Origin of the sequence: Glaciimonas sp. PCH181 (assembly GCF_003056055.1) — a bacterium.
Classification (GTDB): domain Bacteria; phylum Pseudomonadota; class Gammaproteobacteria; order Burkholderiales; family Burkholderiaceae_D; genus Glaciimonas.
In genome coordinates this window covers 1,934,531-1,955,947 of record NZ_PYFP01000001.1, presented here as the reverse complement: position 1 = coordinate 1,955,947, position 21,417 = coordinate 1,934,531, and the positions used below count along the sequence as shown (strand labels likewise).

At 50.2% G+C, this 21,417-nt stretch carries 18 protein-coding genes; 11 read left to right on the top strand and 7 right to left on the bottom strand.

Annotated elements, in window-relative coordinates; all coding sequences use genetic code 11:
- The first annotated feature begins 95 nt into the window (after positions 1 to 95).
- The 4 genes from C7W93_RS09080 to C7W93_RS09065 all read left to right on the top strand — a co-directional run bounded on the left by C7W93_RS09080 (position 96) and on the right by C7W93_RS09065 (position 5,472).
- Entirely contained in the window at positions 96 to 1,205 is a 1,110-nt protein-coding gene (locus C7W93_RS09080; RefSeq protein ID WP_108439717.1) for an IpaD/SipD/SspD family type III secretion system needle tip protein, read from the top strand.
- 10 nt (positions 1,206 to 1,215) lie between these two features.
- On the top strand, positions 1,216 to 1,575 hold the full coding sequence (locus C7W93_RS09075; protein ID WP_108439716.1) for a phosphopantetheine-binding protein: 360 nt from the start codon (positions 1,216 to 1,218) through the stop codon (positions 1,573 to 1,575).
- A 233-nt stretch (positions 1,576 to 1,808) separates the two neighbouring features.
- Positions 1,809 to 3,584 carry a hypothetical protein gene (locus C7W93_RS09070; RefSeq protein ID WP_161539905.1) on the top strand — a complete coding sequence of 592 codons (1,776 nt, stop codon included), beginning with the start codon at positions 1,809 to 1,811 and terminating at the stop codon, positions 3,582 to 3,584.
- A gap of 322 nt (positions 3,585 to 3,906) precedes the next feature.
- On the top strand, positions 3,907 to 5,472 hold the full coding sequence (locus C7W93_RS09065) for a winged helix-turn-helix domain-containing protein (RefSeq protein WP_108439714.1): 1,566 nt from the start codon (positions 3,907 to 3,909) through the stop codon (positions 5,470 to 5,472).
- A gap of 344 nt (positions 5,473 to 5,816) precedes the next feature.
- On the opposite strand, the gene C7W93_RS09060 is transcribed toward C7W93_RS09065, so the two are convergent.
- From C7W93_RS09060 to C7W93_RS09045, 3 genes are all read right to left on the bottom strand, one after another.
- Positions 5,817 to 6,392, bottom strand: a complete 576-nt coding sequence (locus tag C7W93_RS09060; RefSeq protein WP_108439713.1) for an elongation factor P — start codon at positions 6,390 to 6,392, stop codon at positions 5,817 to 5,819.
- Positions 6,393 to 6,530: 138 nt separating this feature from the next.
- Positions 6,531 to 7,730 (bottom strand): elongation factor P maturation arginine rhamnosyltransferase EarP, encoded by a 1,200-nt coding sequence (gene earP, locus C7W93_RS09055; protein ID WP_225869790.1) that lies wholly within the window; start codon positions 7,728 to 7,730, stop codon positions 6,531 to 6,533.
- A gap of 846 nt (positions 7,731 to 8,576) precedes the next feature.
- Positions 8,577 to 9,497: a LysR family transcriptional regulator gene (locus tag C7W93_RS09045; protein WP_108439711.1), complete on the bottom strand. Its 921-nt coding sequence runs from the start codon at positions 9,495 to 9,497 to the stop codon at positions 8,577 to 8,579.
- 115 nt (positions 9,498 to 9,612) lie between these two features.
- On the opposite strand from C7W93_RS09045, the gene metE reads away from it, so the two are divergent.
- Positions 9,613 to 11,916 carry a 5-methyltetrahydropteroyltriglutamate--homocysteine S-methyltransferase gene (gene metE / locus C7W93_RS09040; protein ID WP_108439710.1) on the top strand — a complete coding sequence of 768 codons (2,304 nt, stop codon included), beginning with the start codon at positions 9,613 to 9,615 and terminating at the stop codon, positions 11,914 to 11,916.
- A gap of 93 nt (positions 11,917 to 12,009) precedes the next feature.
- On the opposite strand, the gene C7W93_RS09035 is transcribed toward metE, so the two are convergent.
- Together C7W93_RS09035 and C7W93_RS09030 are read right to left on the bottom strand one after the other, a co-directional pair.
- Positions 12,010 to 12,846 (bottom strand): anti-sigma factor, encoded by an 837-nt coding sequence (locus tag C7W93_RS09035; RefSeq protein ID WP_108439709.1) that lies wholly within the window; start codon positions 12,844 to 12,846, stop codon positions 12,010 to 12,012.
- A complete protein-coding gene (locus C7W93_RS09030; protein WP_108439708.1) occupies positions 12,846 to 13,418 on the bottom strand; it encodes a sigma-70 family RNA polymerase sigma factor in 573 nt (190 codons plus the stop codon). The genes C7W93_RS09035 and C7W93_RS09030 overlap by 1 nt, the downstream gene beginning before the upstream one ends.
- Before the next feature lie 176 nt (positions 13,419 to 13,594).
- Here C7W93_RS09030 and C7W93_RS09025 point away from each other — a divergent pair, with 176 nt between their 5' ends.
- Both C7W93_RS09025 and C7W93_RS09020 read left to right on the top strand, forming a co-directional pair.
- A complete protein-coding gene (locus tag C7W93_RS09025; RefSeq protein WP_108439707.1) occupies positions 13,595 to 14,494 on the top strand; it encodes a metallophosphoesterase in 900 nt (299 codons plus the stop codon).
- Between the two features lie 2 nt (positions 14,495 to 14,496).
- Positions 14,497 to 14,889 (top strand): cupredoxin domain-containing protein, encoded by a 393-nt coding sequence (locus tag C7W93_RS09020; protein WP_108439706.1) that lies wholly within the window; start codon positions 14,497 to 14,499, stop codon positions 14,887 to 14,889.
- A gap of 83 nt (positions 14,890 to 14,972) precedes the next feature.
- Here the strand turns inward: C7W93_RS09020 and C7W93_RS09015 are convergent, their stop codons facing one another.
- Positions 14,973 to 15,503 carry a PaaI family thioesterase gene (locus C7W93_RS09015; protein WP_108439705.1) on the bottom strand — a complete coding sequence of 177 codons (531 nt, stop codon included), beginning with the start codon at positions 15,501 to 15,503 and terminating at the stop codon, positions 14,973 to 14,975.
- 227 nt (positions 15,504 to 15,730) lie between these two features.
- On the opposite strand from C7W93_RS09015, the gene C7W93_RS09010 reads away from it, so the two are divergent.
- The 4 genes from C7W93_RS09010 to C7W93_RS08990 all read left to right on the top strand — a co-directional run bounded on the left by C7W93_RS09010 (position 15,731) and on the right by C7W93_RS08990 (position 20,740).
- Positions 15,731 to 16,141, top strand: coding sequence for a hypothetical protein (locus C7W93_RS09010; RefSeq protein ID WP_146177537.1), 411 nt, complete (start codon positions 15,731 to 15,733; stop codon positions 16,139 to 16,141).
- A 76-nt stretch (positions 16,142 to 16,217) separates the two neighbouring features.
- On the top strand, positions 16,218 to 18,587 hold the full coding sequence (locus C7W93_RS09005; protein WP_108439703.1) for a TonB-dependent receptor: 2,370 nt from the start codon (positions 16,218 to 16,220) through the stop codon (positions 18,585 to 18,587).
- A 362-nt stretch (positions 18,588 to 18,949) separates the two neighbouring features.
- A complete protein-coding gene (aceA, locus tag C7W93_RS09000; RefSeq protein WP_108439702.1) occupies positions 18,950 to 20,245 on the top strand; it encodes an isocitrate lyase in 1,296 nt (431 codons plus the stop codon).
- A 264-nt stretch (positions 20,246 to 20,509) separates the two neighbouring features.
- Entirely contained in the window at positions 20,510 to 20,740 is a 231-nt protein-coding gene (locus C7W93_RS08990) for a hypothetical protein (protein WP_108439700.1), read from the top strand.
- Here the strand turns inward: C7W93_RS08990 and C7W93_RS08985 are convergent.
- On the bottom strand, positions 20,726 to 21,415 hold the full coding sequence (locus tag C7W93_RS08985; RefSeq protein WP_108439699.1) for an ABC transporter ATP-binding protein: 690 nt from the start codon (positions 21,413 to 21,415) through the stop codon (positions 20,726 to 20,728). The genes C7W93_RS08990 and C7W93_RS08985 overlap by 15 nt on opposite strands.
- Between the last annotated feature and the right edge of the window lie 2 nt (positions 21,416 to 21,417).

Genomic DNA, 21,417 nt, shown 5'->3' with positions numbered 1-21,417 from the left:
GCGTTACGTCTGCGTGTGCAAATATCGGCGGCTGCTTTACGTAACGCCATACGTCCAGTTTTTCTGGAATTATTCAATAAAATTAGGATGAGGATATGAGTGATATAGCGAACGTTGGCCGACCTGCGCCGGGAGCACTGCTTTACAAAGTGGATGCCAAAGTAACGACCGAACGGCAGGAAAGGACGGTGTTGAATGAAATGGCTGCATCGATTAGCGCGGCTGATACAGGGATGCCTTATCGCAGCACGGTATTAAAGGCGCGCGCCGCACTGGACGAGATATTGCAGGTTCGGACCGAGATGCATGAAGCACACGGAAAACAAGATAATCGCGATGTAACCGGGACGCGCATCGCTGGCTCGGGGTATCCCTATGATGCGGCAAATCCCACGCTGCTAGCGAAAGAAGCACTGGCTGAGCGCAAGCTGGAGATGGCGTTCAATAGTCTTTCCCTGATGCTTTGCCCGGTGCCGTTGGCACAGGTGAAGACGATTGAGGACGACTATAAGTATTTGTACCGCGAATTTAAGGGGACGGAATTCGCTCCATTCGCTGGTTTTCTGCCAGACGGTTTGGGCGGCGATAGTAGTTGGGAAATTTGCCTAAACATGATCAATACGATCAGGCAAATTAAGGCGGGATTTATATCGGTCTATGAAAACGCGATGTCAAAGAATAAGGATTTTTATACTGAATTCAGCGATATTCTGGCCGAAATGGGGAATTTGATTAACGAGTCGGACAAAGAAAACCATATCCGTTTCGATAGCGGTGCACTCAAGTCGAAATTGGTAGCTTTGCAGAAGAAGTACGGCGATGTGAAATTGTTTCAGCATAAAAACAAAGCCGAGGCCCTTGCCTGGGCCGAGCGTCTGGGGCTTCCGGCTGCCGATCCTGAAAAATTTCCTGATCAGGCTACTTGTGTGGAAAAGATTGGAGGTGTTTGGGTAGTCAAACTTGATTTGGGTCCTGTGAAGATCATGATATCCAAGCTAGCGGATGGCGTCCAGGTGCTCAGTTCGGCAAAATTCCAGGCATGGCAGGCAGGCTTCAAAGCACAAGAAGAAAACCTTAAAAATACGATGCAGACTCTCAGTATGAAATATACCCACGGGAACGATTCGTATAACAATTTGCTGCAGGTGCTGAGCAAATTAATTGACGTGCTGCTGAGTACGGATACCCCATTTTTTCAGATTTAAGTCATTAACTATGCCATCGCTTTCTATATTAAATCAATGCCACTCCGATAATCAGGAACAGGAAGCAAAAATTCGGACATTGCTAGCCGGGCACTTTTGCGTTGACGTGACTTCGATAGATGCGAAAGCGAATATTGTCGACAGTTTTTATGCGGACTCTCTGGAATTGCTCGATATGTGCCTTTCGCTGAATACGGCGTTTGACATTGATATTGGTCCCAGGGAGCTGGCAACGATGGCCTTGGTTGAGGATATCTACCGGGTAGTCGCGCAACTGCAAAGCGCAGCAACTGATGAGAGGGCAGTCTTACCCTATCTGGCCGAGGAAGAGTTTGTTTGTCGCCTGGCGGCGGTGCGAGCTTTGAAATAAACCAAGGTCTTTTTGTAGTGAAGGTGTTGTGCCGATTGACGTTGATCAATATCTGATCAACGTTTTTTTGTACCCGCCATTCTATATAGCGTAGCAATGTCGCTGCAGCGGCTTTGCCTGCATTCAAAATAAGTAGTGACTACCCATGTGAAGGATTTATGTCAGGAACTTCAGTCGGAACTTCAGTCCTAACTTTGGTACCTCCATCGATTAGCGCTCAGACCGCGGTAAAAATGCCTTTTGCTACCGGGATAATGCAGGTTCACAGCACTCCACTTTCTCTGGCGGCACCTGCGCCAGTAACGGAAAATACACGTAACCCGCTGTTGCATGATTATGCGACGGAAATACGTGTCTTTGAAACGGTGCCCTTGCCTGCGGTTGGTGCGACGGTAGCGGCTTCGCCCACTGGTTTGAAACATATAGAAAATTTTCCTGAACAATATCAGGATACTTGTGTGCGGCTTTTGTGTGAGCACCGCCCGGACCTGGACGAGGCGGTGAAACTGAAGCAGTGCTTTCACCAGATGTCTAGCTCTACTGGGCAGCGCTGTGTGGAGGAATTTGCGCTAACGCTTGAAAGCGCAAGGGAGTATGCCTGTCATCAGCTGAGCACAGCGCAAACCGAGGGTGATAAGCAGAGTGCCACTGCAACTTTGAAAGCGCTGAAGAAGCTTGGTCAGGGCTATGCGCAAGAAATGTGGAGGGACAAGTTGGAGGGCTATTCCTGCGGTGTTAGTAAGACGACCAACAAAAATGTAACGCACATATCAAAAGAGCTTTTGACCTTGTTAAGAAAGCAGGCCAACGGTGATCATAAATTTTTCGGCAACAGGCTCGCAACGGGTTTGCTGACACAAGAGATCAACGCCCATCTTGAGAAGATATTGAATCGTTGTTTAACAGGAGACTCCAAAAAGCAGGGGCTGCAGATGGTCAAGATAGCCTGCGGTGATGAAATTGAAAATGCGCGGAATATGAGGATAAAAAATACGCCAAGTTTGTATGTCTATGCTCAAGACATCATCCTGGTGGCTTCAGCGGCAAAATATCTGCGTACTTTGGCACCCGAACCATCTCAGCCTGCATCGCATCCAGGCCCGACTTTGTTTGATGGCCCTCCGCGGCCATTGCCGCTAGAGCGTGACGGGCCAGGGTCGGAGGGCGGTGGTTACACTATTCCGAACAGAAACGATGACGACTATAAAAATAAACTTAGGTGGAAGCCGCCTGCCCGAGAACCTCTGAGATTAACACCGGCTGCGCGATTAACGTTGGTGCATCCCTATTCGCATTACTCAAGGCCGATTGAGGTTGATCTTCGCCAGATGACCTCAGACACTACGCCGCTGTCGAATCGGCGTAGACCGCCACTGTCGATAGGGTTTCCGGTTTATCCTTCGCTTACCCAGGGCGCGCCTGAACCCGCTTCACCTCCTCTTCCTCCCATGCCGGATACTCCTCCTGTAGATTACCTGCCGGATGCATCTTCTCCGGGGAACTCGCCGATTCAGCCGCCGTGGAAATTCACACCGGAACCTATCGCACTGAATCAACACATCAAGAAACCGATGGTCGAGGCGGCGCCGCTGCGTCCATTAACACCGCCCCCTGATCCTGTGGTCGTTTTTCCGCAGAATCTGGACGAAGAGCCAGTTCTTCCCGTTCCTCAGCTTGAGGTGTCACCACCGCGGTTAGATATGCGTGATTCTGATCAGACTGACCCCGTTCCTGCGAATATCGATGATATGGGCGACAAGACCGCTAGGTTGATCAAAGGACTGAGCGATGCTACGTCGGTAGGCGGGCCAATTTTGATGGTTCAGAGCGATGTTGCACTGCTGAGAACGAAGGTCGTTAAGGATGGTCCACCAGACTTCAGGCGCAGCTATCCTATGGTAAGAGTGCAGGCTAGCGTAATCACTAGTGCCGGTGGTTTGCGTCAGCATAGATTCGCTTCAGCCGGGTACGCTGCACGACCTAGCAACATATTTCCGTTTACAAATTAACGCTTACTACGATTAGGCTCAAAGCGCCGGTGTCAGGCAGCATCGCACATCGGCGTGAAGCGTATTATTGTCGCACTACCAGTGTGCAGAAATGCGTGCAACGTTCGCGTACCGCCATCTACATTCCCGAAAATTCCGCTTTAATCGAGAATCCTCTCATCCATGCGCCATCGTTCTCTCATATCTCTTCGTTATTCCGATATCTATACTGTTTACCTTCGTTGTATTGCTTTAGGATAGCGATGCGTCACAGATTCTGATGGCCTGCCGCGATTTATTAGAACATCGACATCTGTAAGAATATATTCATAGGAGAATTACGATGTCGAAATGTGCGTCTGCCGTTGCGTGTGCAGTAGATCAATCTGAGACCGGTATTGGTGTCGGTGGCAAAAAGCAATTTATTATCGGCGACTTTATTCTGACGAACGCCGTCTTATTTCACCATGGTAAAGAAATCGCGCTCCCGCCCAAAGAACGAGCAGTGCTAGAGGTGCTGCTGGAAGCACTGGGTGAAATTGTTCCTAAGAATATATTGCTTGAAACTGTCTGGGGTGACGAAATCGCCAGCGAGGAATCACTGTCCCGTTGCATTTATGTGCTGCGCAGGATTTTGATGGACTGCAAGGATAAACGCTATATTTTAAATGTTTACGGACAGGGTTATCGGTTCTCTCAACCGGTCAGCGTCATTTATAGTCGTCCGACCGAACCATCCGGCTGCAAGCTGGCAGTGCTGCCTTTTCGCATGAGCAGCAGCGATCACGATATGTTGGCGGTGCATGATGCCATCATCCAAAGCTTGTCGCACTTCAGGCCGTTTGGGTTGACGGTTTTTCCGGCCTCAATGACCAAAAGTTGTTACGCAGCTTCTGAGGTCGCGGCGTTGATTAAAGACATGGCACCTGATTTTTATTTGACCGGCTATTCGGTAATCGTCGGTGGCATCCGAATGTTGCGGATGGAATTGGTACGCGCCCTCGACCATGCGGTGTTCCATCGAGAAAATGTCGATTTTGCAGAAGAGGGCTGGCTGCTTTCATTGCAGCATAAATTAAGTACGCTGTTGCCGCGTTACATACCGTCGCTGCAGTGGGGCGCTGGTGTGCCGCAGCAGGCATCTATGAATGTGACGCTGGCATTTTTACTGGGCAAACGTGACTTGCGTAGTTTTACGCCAGATAGCCTGACGCGGGCCGCGGCGCAATTCAGGGAATGCCTGGCGTTAGATCCGGCGCACGTACCTTCATGGTGTGCGTTGGCTGAATGTTATCTGGCGCTGATGCTGGTGGGGCTAATCGACTCTGCACAGGGGACGTCCGAGGCCCGGCTTATCGTGGAAAAAGCATTAAATCTGGAGCCCAATAATTTATTGGCGCTGGCGCAATTGGCTTGGTTGAATCATTTGCAAGGGCGCGACGTCGATTCTGGCGCTTTGCTGATGCAAGCGGCTGCATTGGCACCGGGCGTGGCAGAAGTCCACTTTTACCATGCCTTGTATTTGCTGGCGGGGGGCGATTTGCAACAGGCTGTGAAGGCCGTCGATACGTGCCTGACAATTGATCGTTCTTGTATCGGTGCGATTATTTTGCGTACCTGGCTGATACTTTGTGATGGCAAGGTGGTCGATGCGATTGCGCATGGGGTTGAGAATTTGACGCTGTATGCTCACAGAAATCCATTATTACAACGTCTTGTCGTCGCCATGCAAGCGGCCCGGCAGCAACCGACTGAAACGCAGGGCAGGGCCGAGGAGGCGTCAGAGTTGAATGTCTGGAAGGCGTGTTCTACGCACCTTGCTTGCCTGTCGTTTATCGGTGCCGATGTGAAGCTCTCTGCCGAATCCTGGGGCTTGTTCAAAAGATTTTTAATGCCACATCAACCGTAAGCAAAAGTATGGCGTTTTCGAATGCATATTCAGCTTTTTAAGATCGGATGCGCCCGCATGAAATCTGCTGATGGCGAAGGTCGGTCCATCATCTTCTCCAGGTGTTTGTCGGGGCATTCGCATCACGCCTGATAGTTTTTTTGTACCGGCGTGACGTGACGCGCATTGCGTGGCCACAGAATATTTTTAACGTGCAGGGATACTACCTGATTATTTCGATGCGCTAAAACGTAGATAAAAAAATGCCCCGTAAGTCATTTTGACTGCGGGGCATTTTATTTACGTCAACACTGTTTTCCTGAACTGCGCAGGGCGCAGGGAAATGACAGTTTAGTTGCAGTGAATTAGTTACGGACTACTTTTTTGTATTCATTGGTACGTGTATCGATTTCGATCATGTCGTCCTGGCTAACAAACAACGGGACTTGAACGGTGTGGCTATGCGCTTCAACGGCATTTTCGATCTTGGCTTCTTTCAGGACGTTGCCTGATGTGTTGCCTTTAATAGCTGGTTCTGAGTAAACAACCTGACGAACGATTGTCGTTGGCAGTTCGACTGAAATTGCTTTGCCATCGTAAAAAACAGCTTCGCATTCCATGCCGTCTTTCAGATAGTGCAAGGCGTCGCCCAGATTTTCGCCTTCGATTTCATACTGTTCGTAGTCTGCATCCATAAATACATACAATGGATCAGCGAAATACGAATACGTTACGGATTTTTTATCGAGCACAACTACGTCAAACTTATCGTCGCCGCGGAAAACGTTTTCCTGAGGACTATTTGTCAGAAGATTCTTCATCTTCCATTTGTAGGTGAAGCCGGTGCGGCTTGAGCCGTTGACATCCGAACGCAAAATGATCATTGGCTTGCTGTCAACCATAATAATGTTGCCAACACGAATTTCTTTTGCAGGTTTCATAGTGAATATACGTAAAAAAGGTGGTTACATAGAAATCATCTGTAGCCCACCGGCGAAAGCGCCGCAAGCCTACGTTTGATTGAATTTTAAAGTGCGTTAAAAATTAGCCGTATATTTTAACCTGATTTGGGGCACTATTTACCGAACTGTTTCGCAAAACTTCAGTAAATTGCTAGTGAAATCACCATTTGCACGCAACTTCTGCTGCCAGGCTGGTGACATGAAAGCAATTTTTTCCATGTCCGCTGCAAATGATAGCCATGTCTGCGTGACATTCGCTGATCCATCAACAGTGCCGGTGGCAGCGTTCCAGGCCAGTGAGAGCGCCACTAAACTGTCTGTTTTAGCGCTGTAGCGTTGCAAAAACGCCTGCAATTTAACGTGATGCAAATCTTCATCTTGCGGATAGATATGCCAGATGAACGGCTTCCCCGCCCATTGCGCGCGCACAAAAGAGTCTTCTCCCCGGACAAAATTCAGATCGCATGCCCATAAGAGTTTGTCGTAGTCTGACTGCGGAACAAAGGGCAACACACGCACGGTTAACGCGCCGTGGGTCGCCGTGGCACCGGCTTTGCCAGCCTGCCCTAAAAAAGCCTGCACAGCATCGCTAGCGACGCCTTCCGGCACCAAACAGGTAATGGCCGTCTCGGTCTGCTGCCAGGCGCTGAATAAAGCCGCCACTGGTGCTTGCGGATAACAAAATAGCGAAATCTTCAGCGATCCCATTTCGGTCGGCATTACGCCAAATTGACCGAGAAATGCGGTCATTGCCATTTGGTCTTGCTGGAATGCATCACGCTGGTCTTGCAGCGTGGATTCGATCATCAAACCACCGGTTTTTTCGGTAAATCCGGGAAAGAAAAAATATTTAGTCAACGATAGCGACGGATGCGGTGACGACAAGGTGTGGCAACCTTCTACCCACTCTTGCGCAGTCAGACCTTCCAGATTTATCCATACTGGTTGCGGCGAGCACTGTGCCATCGCAGTGATATAACCGGGCGGTATGTCACAAGCAAAAAACTCGATCACGATATCGGCGACATCGCTGACCGCAAATACACCGTCTTGATCGCGCCAATGGCGTACCGTCACATTGCCAATCTTTTGTTCTGCGCGGTCAATGGCGACTTCTGGGCAAATTCGCTGAAAACTACGCAAATCGTCTACCCACAAGGTAACCGCGATGCCATGTTCTCGTTCTAATTGTTTTGCCAGACGCCAGCAAATGCCAATGTCGCCAAAGTTATCAACGACTTTGCAAAACAATGCCAGCGAGGTTGCTTGATGTTTTTTTTTGATGCATTTTTTGATTGTTCTGGATGTAAATTTCAACAGGTCTATCTGGCAACGTATTTCTGCAGAAAGCTTGTTGTGCTTTTATCGGCGATGGCCGGATGCTGAAGGAGGTGATTATAGAAGACTTCGCTTATTCGAAGCGGATATGCATTATTACGGCATGCGCGGACAAATGCACGTTAACCCCGGGTAACGCTCTACGTGGAAAAATGATGGCGCTTAGGTTAGACGGTGTAACGTTGCGTCAGACAAAAAATCCTCACTAACAACTGATAAATAGTTTGTTAGTGAGGATTTAATTTTTTATAACAAGTATAGAAAACAGCAACAGGATGTTGATTAGTCGCTGATTATTCGATCAATACTTATTCAACGTTTTTGAGGTGGGCGCGAAGTTGCGAAAATGGCGAGAGTAACTAGTAGGCCTATCGCGATGATCGCAATAAAAGTTTCTGAATCGAAAGATCTATTTAATATGCTACCAACACTCAAATGCCATTCTCTGGTTATTTCGACGCATACGATCAGACCTAATAATGTCAAAGAAATGGCCGCAAAAAAAATCACAGGATATTTCAGTCTGCTCGACCATTGCGAAATGTCAGAGCCGAGAAATTCATCAAATATAGCTGACTTAATTAGTTTCATCATTTCCTGCTTTCTGTGATTTTTATGAGCAAAGTATAGATAGAAAATACACAAAAAAACACACTAAAAATGTTCGATCAGCTAGGTGTAACAATAGTTCACATTTCAAAGCAGATCAACATATTTAATAGTTGCGATGATGTAACACCTTGCTTTGAAGTATTAATGTCGCGTGGAAAGTAATCTCTAAATTATTATCAAATACGGCGCTTAGCTATTTTTTTATTCCGCTAATCAGAGTAACTCCACGTTTAATAAATCCAGATAACAACTCTCGCGCGTGGTGCTGACAAAGTCGGCCAGATACGGTTTCTCCGATGCTTCCGGCAGACATGCCGCGTATAGTTTTCCGATCAATCCTGTTGGTGTAATACGTTTGGATAAAACATAATCACGGTTCACATAATTTTGCGCAGCCCAGATTGGCAACGTCGCGATCCCGCGTCGACTTGCCACCAGTTGCAGCATCGCAACCGTGAGCTCGGTGGTGCGACGGGCGGTATTGATACCGGCCGGTTTAAGGACTTGGCGCACCACGTCGAGCATATCGTCCGGCACCGGATAGGTAATTAAAGTGTCGGTGGCAAAGTCTTCTGCAATCAGAAAATCGCGCGATGCCAGCGGATGATCGTGGGCTAATAATGCGACGATTTCAAAACTAAATAACGGGTGGTAATCGACCTTCTCGTCATGATCGACTTCCGCCACGATGGCGACATCGGCGCGATGCTCGTACAGCAAACCAACGGGGTCGGCCTGAAAACCAGAAACAATATCTAGCTCCACTTCTGGCCAACGCTTGCGGAAAATATCCATGGCGGGCATCAGCCAGTCGAAGCAAGTGTGACATTCCACGGCTATTCGTAATTGCCCGGCGACACCTTGCGCCATGCGCACCAGATCGCGTTCGCTTTCTGCAACTTGCGGTAATACTGCATCGGCCAGTTTCAGCAACCGTTCACCTGCCGGGGTAAAGCGGACTGGCACCGATTTACGTTCAAAAAAAGTGGTGCCGTGATGGTCTTCGAGTTGTTTTAGCTGATGGGATAGCGCCGATTGCGTGACATTTAATAACGTGGCGGCGCGCAGCAAATTGCCCGCTTCACGCAATGCGCGCAAGGTTTTCAGGTGGCGGAGTTCGAGTATGGATTGCATGAGTGCGCTTTGACTATGAATGAAATTCAAGTTGATTCTTAATATTTCTCGTTTGAATCATAGTGTAAGTTGCGACAAACTGCCAGCTATCGGATTTGTTTACTTGGAGATAGCAATGGCACTAGCACACGTTTTAGGATTTCCCCGCATTGGCGCTCAGCGCGAATTGAAGTTCGCACAAGAGTCTTTCTGGAAGGGTGCGTCCGACGAGGCTGCGCTGCGTGAGACTGGTGCAACCTTGCGCGCACGCCACTGGAAAGCACAGGCGGATGCCGGACTGGATTTTGTGACGGTGGGCGATTTCGCCTGGTATGACCAGCTGTTGGGCACGCTGGCGTTACTCGGCGCGATTCCGCAGCGGTTTGGGTTTGACGCCAAACAATTGACGTTGGCGGATTATTTCACGTTGGCGCGCGGCAGCAAGCAACACTTTGCGATGGAAATGACGAAATGGTTCGATACTAACTATCACTATTTGGTCCCCGAGTGGAGTATCGAGACACAGTTTGATGGTGGCGTTGATTGGTTGTTCGATGAGATCGCCGAAGCGCAAGCGCTGGGTCATCAAGCTAAGGTCGTGCTGGTCGGACCGCTGACTTTGCTGTATCTGGGTAAGGTCAAATCCGGTTTGACACATAAGTTCGACTTGTTGCCAAAAGTGGTTGCAGGCTACCAAAAATTACTCGCACGTTTGCAAGCAGCAGGCGTGCACGCCGTGCAAATCGATGAGCCGATTCTGGCCTTGGAACTGGATAGCGACTGGGTGCAGGCGTTTACTCTGGTATACGCTGAACTGACGGCGTCTGCGCCGCCATTGTTGTTGACAACCTATTTTGGTGAAGTGCAAACGCATGCTGCGCTACTGCGCGATTTGCCGGTAATGGGCGTGCATCTGGACTTGGTTCGTGGCGATGCGCAGCTTGATGCGTTTATCGCTGACTGGCCGCAAGACAAGGTGTTGTCGGTTGGCGTGGTCGATGGACGCAATTTGTGGCGCAGCGATCTCGATACAATCCTCACTAAACTCAAGCCTTTGCAGGCGCGGCTTGGTGACCGTTTGTGGGTCGGTTCCAGTTGTTCTTTGCTGCATGTGCCGGTCGATTTAAAAAATGAAGATAAGCTCGATCAGGAATTGAAAAGCTGGCTGTCATTCGCGACCCAAAAACTGTCGGAAATCGTGGCGTTGAAAGCGGCTTTGAATTCAGATGCAACGGCAGTTTTTGCACAAGAAATCGAAGCCCATTTTGTCGCCTCACGCGCCGCGTTGGCTAGCCGCCGCAGTTCCACTCGGATTCATAATCCATTGGTACAAAAACGCTTGGCCGCAGTCACTGAGGCCCATGCAGAACGCACTAGCGGATTTACAACCCGGATTAGCAAGCAACAAAAGAAATTGAATTTGCCACTCTTTCCGACCACGACGATTGGCTCGTTCCCACAGACCGCTGAAATCCGCCAGTCGCGTGCCGCCTACAAGCGTGGCGAGATCGGGCATCTGGATTATCTTGACCAAATGCGCAGCGAAATCCGTCTGGTCGTGCAGAAGCAAGAAGAGCTAGGGCTGGATGTGTTGGTGCATGGCGAACCGGAACGCAATGACATGGTGGAGTATTTCGGCGAGCAGTTATGGGGCTATGCCTTCACTGCAAACGGCTGGGTGCAAAGCTATGGCTCGCGCTGCGTCAAACCGCCGGTTATTTATGGTGATGTGTATCGTCCAGAAGCGATGACTGTCGGCTGGAGTCAGTTTGCACAAACGCTGACCGATAAACCGATGAAGGGCATGTTGACTGGTCCAGTGACGATGCTGCAATGGTCGTTTGTCCGCGATGATCAACCGCGTGAAGCCACCGCGCTGCAAATCGCTTTAGCGTTGCGCGACGAAGTCTGCGATCTAGAAAAAGCGGGCATTGGCATGATCCAGATCGACGAGCCAGCGTTCCGCGAAGGCTTGCCACTTAAAGCACGGGACTGGAAGCATTATCTTGATTGGGCGGTGCGCGCCTTCAAAATCAGCGCCGCCGGTGTGACGGACGAAACACAGATCCATACGCATATGTGCTATTCAGAATTTAACGATATTTTGCCCTGGATCGCCGCGATGGATGCCGACGTCATCACGATAGAAACTTCGCGTTCGGATATGGAATTGCTGGATGGGTTTGGAGAATTTGCTTATCCGAACGATATAGGCCCGGGCGTCTACGATATCCATTCGCCACGCGTGGCGCAAGTCGATGAGATGGAACGTCTGCTGCGCAAAGCGCGTGGGGTTATTCCAGATCAGCGTCTCTGGGTCAATCCAGATTGCGGTTTGAAAACACGTGCCTGGCCAGAAACTTACGCCGCGTTGGAAAACATGGTGCTGGCAGCGAAACGTTTGCGGGCCGAGGTCGAGGCAGAGCGCAAGGCCGCATAATTCCGGCTAATTTGACACTTAAAAAAATAGGACACACGCAGTATTGCGTGTGTCCTGTTTTATTTTTGTGTCAGGCACGTCTCGTTGAATCAATCATTCATTTTGATTTAGCTCTGCTCGCAGCAAGGTGACAAAGCTCGCTAATTCTGTTGCGGCCACATCCGATGCAACCCAGTACGTCATTCCTCCCGTAGTCCAGTGCGCGAGATGATAGCCGCGCCGGCTCTCCGTCATTGGTGTTGTATCGCCGCTGCTGGTTGGCCAGATGTAGAGATTAATAGGATGTAATTGACGATGGTAAATCAGCGCAGCGACCGGCTGGCCGTCCAGATAGTCTAATCTGCCGCCGATCAGCGGATAGCCTTGCGTTGCCAGTTCGACCACCGGAGGCGAAAAATTCAGCTTACCGTTGAACCAGGGTTTAACCGTGTGATGGTCGGAGGAAACTACGTCAGACAAGTGATCGACCTGTAACGAACGAACGTGGCTGGCGACAACTTCATTGGCCAATTGATCTTGTGACGTTGGTAATGTCAGATACATGCCGACGCTCCAAAATACCGCCAGCAAAGTTGTCAACAGTGCACCGACGTTCAGCCAGTTGCGTTGCCAGTTGCGTTGCCAATTGCGTTGCCAATTTGTATACCAACGTCTTGGACGTGCGGCGGCGGCTGTGCTTGAAGCAGATGCGGAAGCCGGCGTTGCGCGCTCTTTCAGGAGGGCCGCATTGATCCGTTGGGCCAAATCTGCGGGGGCCTCAAAGTAGAACGCAGGGTTTTTTAGCTGGGAAGAGAGCTGGCTCTGTTGCGCATAATCTTGCTGACATTCGGCACAGTCATTCAGATGGCGTTCAATCTGAATCGCCTCCCCGAGGCCTAATTCTTGATCGACGTAAGCGGGTAAAAGTTCGCGTGCTTGCTGATGTTCCATCATATCTCCTGCCGCATGGGTGTTATCGCTGGCGCGTGCGCTGTATCTTCCCGCAACTTGCTTTCCAGCAACTGACGGCCGCGTCCTAAACGCGACATGACTGTACCTAGCGGAATCCCGACAATGACGGCGATCTGTTTATACGACAATTCTTCGAGTTCACGCAGCACCATCACCTCGCGAAACGCTAGTGGCAACGCTAGCAGCGCCTTCAACAATTGCTGCTGGCTATCTTTTTGCAGGAGGACATTTGCCGGATCGTTATCGGTAGCGTGGTTTTCAGCAATATTCTCGCCATCAGCGCTGTGACATTGTTCGTCAAATAAAGTATTCCGCATCTGATTCTGCTGATACCACGTATAAAAGGTATTGCGCACGATAGTCAGCAACCAGGCACGTCCATCTTCACCATGAAAGCTATCGAAAAAAGTAAACGCCCGTAAATAGGCCTCTTGCACAACATCCTCTGCGTCCGGACGGTTGCGCGTTAGCCAGCTGGCCAGATTAAATGCCGAGTTCAGATGCGGCAGCACGATGGTCTGAAAGCGCATTTCTTTGGTCGAGTCAGTCATGCTGTAGGTTCCTGTTGGCTATCTATCATACCGCTCGGCTGGCAATTTTATTCCCACTAAATACGGTTTTTTTTCTGCCGAAAAAGTGAAAAGACGGGAATAAAACGCTGCGCTTATCGGTTTTGGATGTTACCGGTCAAGTGATCGGCAATGCTGAAATCGCGGAGGAGAATGTGATGGGGAACGCATGTGATAGACGTAGTTTTATGCGGCTTGCAGGATTGGGTGGGGCGGTGTTCGTTTCCGGGCTGAGCGGTTGGGCGACAGCGGCAGGCAGCCGTGACAATGCCGCCACGGATTTCTTTTTTGTGCAAATGTCGGATTCGCATTGGGGGTTTGAGGGTGCGCCGAATCCAGATGCGCATGGCACGCTGCAAAAAGCGGTCGCGGCGGTCAATAGTCTTGACCAAGTGCCGGAGTTTATTGTGTTTACCGGTGACCTGACGCATACCACCGACGACCCGCAAGAGCGTCGCAAGCGCTTATCTGAATTTAAGGCGATTGTGAGCGAATTGAAGGTGAAGCAAGTCTATTTTATGCCCGGCGAGCATGATGCCGGACTGGATCGGGGCAAAGCCTATCAGGAGTTTTTTGGTAAAACGCATTACACCTTCGATCATAAAGGGGTGCATTTTATTGTGCTCGATAACGTTTCCGATCCCGGTGCGAGCATCGGCGACGAACAATTAAGCTGGCTGGCGCTGGACCTGGAAAAACAAGCGAAAGACGCGCGGATAGTGGTATTTACGCATCGGCCGTTATTTGATCTTTATCCTCAATGGGACTGGGCGACACGCGATGGTGCAAGAGCGCTGGAATTGTTAATGCCGCACGCCAACGTTACGGTGTTTTACGGTCATATTCATCAGGAAAATCATCACATGACCGAGCACATTGCGCACCATTCTGCGAAGTCGTTGATCTTTCCGTTGCCAGCGCCGGGTTCTCAGCCGAAACGGACGCCGCTGGCATGGGATAGCGCGCAACCGTATCGCGGTCTGGGATTTCGAGAAGTTGACGCAACACAAAAAAGTGCTGATTACAGCATCACTGAATACCCCGTACAGAAAGGTTGACCATGACTAGACTCAATAATATTCACACCAGCCCACAGCGCCGCCGCTTCCTGATTGGCGCTGCGAGTGTTGGGATAGGCTTAGCCGCCTCTGCAATCGCGATTGCGCAAACTTCCTCGCAGGAGCAGGTGATTAAGGTTGTCGCCAGCAAATTTACCTACGCGCCGAATCGGATTATGTTGAAGCGCGGCGTGCCGGTGGCATTGGAATTTACGACGCTGGATGTTCCGATGGGATTCAATGCGCCGGATTTTAAGGTGCGCACAGATATTCTGCCGGGCAAAGCATCGCAAGTACGTTTTACGCCCGATAAAGTCGGCGAATTTACGTTTCACTGCGATTTATTCTGCGGCTCGGGGCATGAGGATATGACCGGCGTGATCGTGGTGACCTGATCTGTTAAGGCAAAAAGGCGGATGCGTCTCGCGAACTCCGCCTTTTGTATGTTGCCTTAGCAGATGACTGTCTTCAGCGGGAATTACGGCAGCGGAAAAATCAGGCAAGTAGTGGTGGCATGCGCATAGATTTTGCCGTCGACATCCACGATGTTTGCTTCGGCAACGCCGACTTTGTTACCGACTTGGATAACTTTGCCGATGGCGCGTACCGGGCCGGTTTTTTCTGTCAGGGCGCGAATCAGATTTACTTTTAATTCCAGCGTGGTGTAACCGATGCCTTTCGGCAGAACGGAGTGCACCGCGCAGCCCAGCGCGGAATCAAGCAGGGTGCAGAAGTAGCCGCCATGGACGCTGCCTATCGGATTGTAGTGCTGCTTGCCGGGCGTGCCTTGAAACACGATACGACCCGGCTCACCTTCGACGGGGATGAAGTCCAGCGTCTCACCGAGTGGGACGGACGGTAGCTTGCCGTCCCAAATTTGCTGAAGAAATTCCATGCCGCTGAATTCTTTTAATTGCGCCAACGTTGCAACGCCCGGCGCGGCCAGCCGCTCCCTGACGTTTGCTTCCTGCGTTTTCCATAGGGCCAAAGTGTCTTCGCGGCTGGTCATTTTTATCCTTGTTATTTGCATTAGGGTGGGCGGAAACATGTTGAACAAAAGCATCAGCGTGATTATGCCTTGATGCGATCGTTGGCGTTGATGTCTCTATTTTGCAACTCAGTTGCATTTTTGTTGCGAGGACAGGGTGAACCCCTTTAGACTAGTGATTGCGCGGCGTTGGCCGTTTATTTATCCGTCATCGTTAACTCTCCTAAGCGCATGAACAGTATGCCGATGTGCCTCTTATTTTGCCGATTGCCGTCGTCGCCACATGGCGCGAGTGGCATGCCGTGCGACGGTTGCGCATGCAATTAATTGTTCAGGATTATTTCTCGGATCGGCGACGACGCAAGACCCGTTTTCAACAGCTAGCTTTCTGGCTGGCGCTGACGATTTTGGTGGTGCAGTTGATCGGCATGGCTTTTCACGATCATGGCGTGGCCGAAGAATCGACGGATTGCGTCAGCTGTAATCTCGCGGCGCATTTCCCAGCGCCGCCATCATTAGTGCCAATTGCGGCAGTGGTGCCGGTGCTGGTGTTCGTCTATTACGTCTTGCCGGACGCTGCCTATTTCTTTGTCCCGCAAAATCAGCGTTATCTGATCCCGCATCCGCAAGCGCCCCCGCGTGTTTTTTCTCGTCGTTAACTTCCTTTATTTAATGTAATTGGGTGAACACAGCCCGGTCATGGCCGGGCTGTGCCTACCATTTCGGAGTTTGAGAATGAAAACACGCTTATTGCGGATGAGCGCCTTGATTGCGCTCGCCTATAGTTTTTCCGCCCCTGTCTACGCACAGACGACCAAGGCGACCTCAGTCGCGCCTAAACACATCAGCGGTATGATCCGTGACGCCAAGGGTCGCCCATTGGCAGATGCCCACGTTGATCTGAAAGATGCCAGCGGCCACGCCGTCGCCACCACTACCAGTGATAAAGAAGGTTATTTCGGCTTTGCTGATATCGCGCCCGGTACTTACGCTGTGAACGTGGATAAAGACACATTCGCGTCCGGCGCCGAGACCGTCATCGTCGCAGCGGATGCCGGGGCTGCGACCGCAATCACGCTGGTCAATACACAAACGCTGGATGAAGTAGTCGTCACTGGCGAGCGTTTAGATCGTGCCAGAAATGGCATTCTGGTAGAAACCGGCAGCAGTATTTATCGCATCGGGCAAAAAGATATCGCCGCATTACCGCAGGGCGAAAACACCGCATTCAATCAAGTATTGCTGCGTGCACCCGGCGTGGCGCAGGATTCGTTTGGACAATTGCACGTGCGCGGTGACCATGCCGATTTGCAGTACCGTCTAAACGGAATTATTTTGCCGGAGAGTATTTCCGGCTTCGGTCAGACGCTGGATACGCGTTTTGTGGATAGCGTCAATTTGCTGACCGGGGCACTGCCCGCGCAATACGGCTATCGCACTGCTGGCGTAGTCGATATCCATACAAAAACGGGCCAAGTAGCCAACGGCGGCAATATCGGGATTGAAGTCGGCAGCAACAATACCCGGCAAATCAGCGGCGACGTCAGCGGTTCTCACGATGGCTTTAGTTATTACGTCAACGGTTCTTTTGGTGCGAACAATTTAGGTATTGAAAACCCAACCGGCGCATCGTCTGCGATTCATGATCGTTCGCTACAAAACAAGGGTTTCGGTTATTTTTCTTATTTGTTGAACCCGGATACACGCGTCAGCCTGATTCTGGGGACTTCTGACGGTCGCTTTCAGATTCCGAATTCACCCGGTCAGACGCCAAGCTTTCAACTGGATGGCGTGAACAATTATCCTTCCCAAAATCTGAATGAGCGTCAGCGCGAAACCAACCGTTATGGCATTTTGGCGTTGCAAGGTGTTATCGGTAACGATATCGACTATCAGGTCGCTGCATTCAGCCGTTATTCGCGGGTATTGTTTGCGCCGGACAACACTGGCGATCTGCTCTACACCGGCGTCGCTTCGCGCGTGTTGCGCACAGGTTTGGCGAATGGCTTGCAAGCAGATGGCAGCTATCGCCTCAATGACAGTCACACGGTGCGCGCCGGTATTTCTTATACCCGCGAAACTCTGAAGAATAGTAACGATTCGCTGACTTTCACAACTGATGCAAATGGCGATCAATTGGGTACGACGCCGATCACGATCAACGATCAGGGCCAAAAAACGACGAATCAGACTGGCGTGTATTTGCAGGATGAATGGAAGATCAGTGATCGGGTCACTATTAACTATGGCGCTCGGGCTGATTGGCTCAATGCTTACGTTACAGCTAGCCAATTAAGTCCGCGCATCGGCGTGGTATTTCAGATGACGCCGCAGACTACGTTTCACGCTGGTTATGCAAAATACTTTACGCCGCCTACCAGCGAGTTGATCGCCGCGACGACGGTTGCCAGTTTTAACGGTACGACGAATGCTTCTGCCAGCAGTCAGAATGATGCGGTGCAGGCTGAAAGTTCGGACTATTTTGATCTTGGGGTGGTGCATCAATTGACGCCGCATTTTTCGATTGGGCTGGATGGTTACTACAAAAAGATAAAAAACATGCTGGATGAGGGCCAATTCGGCTCGGCCTTGTTGTTCACGCCGTTCAATTATGCGCAGGGCAAAGTGTACGGTCTGGAGTTAACGCTGAACTATCGCAACGATAATTTGGCAGGCTATTTCAACGTGGCGCGTTCTGTCGCGCTGGGTAAAAATATCGTCTCCAGCCAATACAATTTTGATCCGGATGAGCTGGCTTACATCTCTAACCATTGGGTGCATGTGGATCACGATCAAAGTATTACGGCTTCGACCGGAATCTCTTACTTGTGGCAGGGCACGACTTATAGCGCCGATGCACTATTTGGCAGCGGCCTGCGCAGCGGTTTTGCCAACACAGAGCATTTGCCTTCTTATACCGAGGTCAATTTAGGCGTTAGTCGTACGTTTAAGGATTCGCCGATTGGTAAGCTGACGGCGCGTCTGAGCGTCATCAACCTGTTTGATCGCGTCTATGAAATCCGTGATGGTTCTGGTGTCGGCGTTGGTGCGCCGCAGTTTGGACAACGGCGCGGCCTGTATGTGGGATTGACGAAGTCGTTTTAATGTCGTTTTAGCGTTTGTTTAGCCTAAAAATGTGAGGAGTGCGCTCATCACATTTTTATTGTCCGCAGGAAAACAGCACAGCAAGCGAGAAATCTCACGATACAAAATGCAAATTTCATAATATGAAATTTTAATGTGCGTCGCACCATTTTTATATTCCATCCCAAGAGATGTTGTTCCGCATTGCAAAACATAGTCATTAAGTATCTGATTATAAAAAGTAAATTTTTTTTATATGTCTAATATGCGTCATTGTTGCTCTGCACGAAAGCGCCTATCATTAATCCATCGACTTTGCGTTTGTTTTGACGTTTTAGCAAAAATTGCGCGATTTTTTTAGGTTAATTAACTGGAGAATGACGATGACAACACGTGAACAGCAAGTACAGGCATTGGCAAAAGACTGGGCAGAAAATCCGCGTTGGAAAGGCGTAAAACGTAACTACACGGCAGAAGATGTCGTGCGTTTGCGCGGTTCGGTGCAAATCGAGCACACGTTGGCAAAACGTGGTGCGGATAAGCTGTGGCATTTGCTGAATACCGAGCCATTCGTCAATACCTTGGGCGCGTTGACCGGCAATCAGGCAATGCAGCAGGTCAAAGCCGGTTTGAAAGCTATTTACCTGTCCGGCTGGCAAGTTGCTGGCGATGCGAACTCCGCAGGTGAAATGTACCCTGACCAATCGCTGTATCCCGTTAATTCAGTACCGCTAGTCGTTAAACGTATCAACAACACATTTACGCGTGCCGACCAGATTCAATGGTCGGAAGGCAAAAACGATATCGACTTTTTCGCGCCGATCGTTGCTGACGCAGAAGCTGGTTTCGGCGGCGTGTTGAATGCCTATGAACTGATGAAATCCATGATCGATGCGGGTGCTTCTGGCGTCCACTTTGAAGATCAACTGGCTTCGGTAAAAAAATGTGGTCACATGGGCGGCAAAGTGTTGGTGCCGACGCGTGAAGCGGTTGAGAAGTTGAATGCGGCCCGCCTGGCGGCCGACGTTTCCGGCACTTCTACATTGGTAATTGCACGGACCGACGCAGAAGCGGCGGATTTGTTGACGTCTGATGTGGATGATAACGACAAGCCATTTTTGACCGGTGAGCGTACCGTTGAAGGCTTCTTTAAAACACGTCCGGGGATCGATCAGGCAATTTCGCGCGCGCTGGCTTACTCGGAATACGCCGATTTGGTCTGGTGTGAGACAGGCAAGCCGGATCTGGCTTTCGCGAAGAAATTTGCCGATGCAGTCCATGCCAAGTTTCCGGATCAGATGCTGGCTTATAACTGTTCGCCTTCGTTCAACTGGAAAAAGAATCTGGACGATGCAACGATTGCCCGATTCCAGAAAGAACTCGGCGCGATGGGTTACAAGTTTCAATTCATCACGCTGGCCGGTTTCCATGCATTGAATTACTCGATGTTCAATTTGGCCCACGGTTATGCACGTAACCAAATGACTGCTTTCGTCGAATTGCAAGAAAACGAATTCGCCGCTGCGGACAAAGGCTTCACGGCAGTAAAACATCAACGCGAAGTTGGTACTGGCTATTTCGATGCTGTGACGCAAGCGATTCAGCAAGGTCAATCATCGACCACTGCATTACACGGTTCGACAGAAGACGAACAGTTCTTCGAAGCAAAAGTCGCCTGATTGCAGGGGCTAGCTGAAATTAAAAAAATGATGTTAAAAAAGCCCCCGTTTGTTTTCAAACGGGGGCTTTTTATTTGCGCGCATCGAGATATATTAATAACTGTCAGATGTCAAAAAATACGATATCAGGGCGGTAAACATTCTGTTGCATTCGCTCTGATTGCGGTCAATCTTTGGACTATACTGATTTTTGCCAGAGAAAATGTCGGACAATTTTTGCAATGGCGTTAGTCATCAATCCGAATTGAAATAAAGGCGGGACAAATGGTCATCCATAGCATCGAAGACGAGACCGGCATCCATTGTGTCGACATCGCGCAGCAGGACGATGGCACATTCACCTTTAAGGCTTTCCGTAAAGATCCGGAAGATCAAGGGCGCTGGACGTTGACCGCCGATTATTCGATTACAGCCTATGCGACTGAAGCCGCCGCGCTCGATGCTGCTTGCGTGGAAGTTCCGTGGTTAAAGCAGGCGATTTCAGGTCGGTTGTGAAGCCATTTTGGTCGAGGCAATCTTGCCGTCCCGAATCTCAAATACCGCGTCACCCAACGCCGCTACATCAGCCGGATCGTGCGTAATGACCAGCATTGGCACGTTAAGCTGCTTTTGCAATTCGCTTAACTCGTTCCGCATGCGGTCTCGCAAAGCAGGATCGAGGGCTGAAAATGGCTCATCCAGCAGTAGCATATCGGGTTCCAAAACTAAAGCGCGCGCCAAGGCGACACGTTGACGTTGGCCGCCGGATAGCTGGTGCGGATAACTATTGGCGGTAGCGCCTAATTCAAACAACGTTAGCCACTTCTGTACGCGCGGATGATGGCTGGCTTTGCGCGGATTTAGCCAGCCTTTTTTTATGCCGAAAGAGATATTTTGCGCAACCGTCAGATGCGGGAAGAGTGCGTAATCCTGAAATAAGTAAGCAACGTTGCGGTGTTGTGGCGGCAAGTTGATGCCATGGTGATGGTCGAATAGAGTGTGCTGGTTGATGCTGATCATCCCTTGATCGGGCGTCAACAACCCGGCTACTGCCAGCAACGTCAGACTTTTACCCGCCCCGGAGGGGCCATACAAGACGATGCGTTTGCTATCGGAGGTGAAGGCAATGTCGAGCTGAAAGCTGCGATCATCGGCTTGCAAGCGTTTTTGAAGTTCGACTTTTATGATCATTG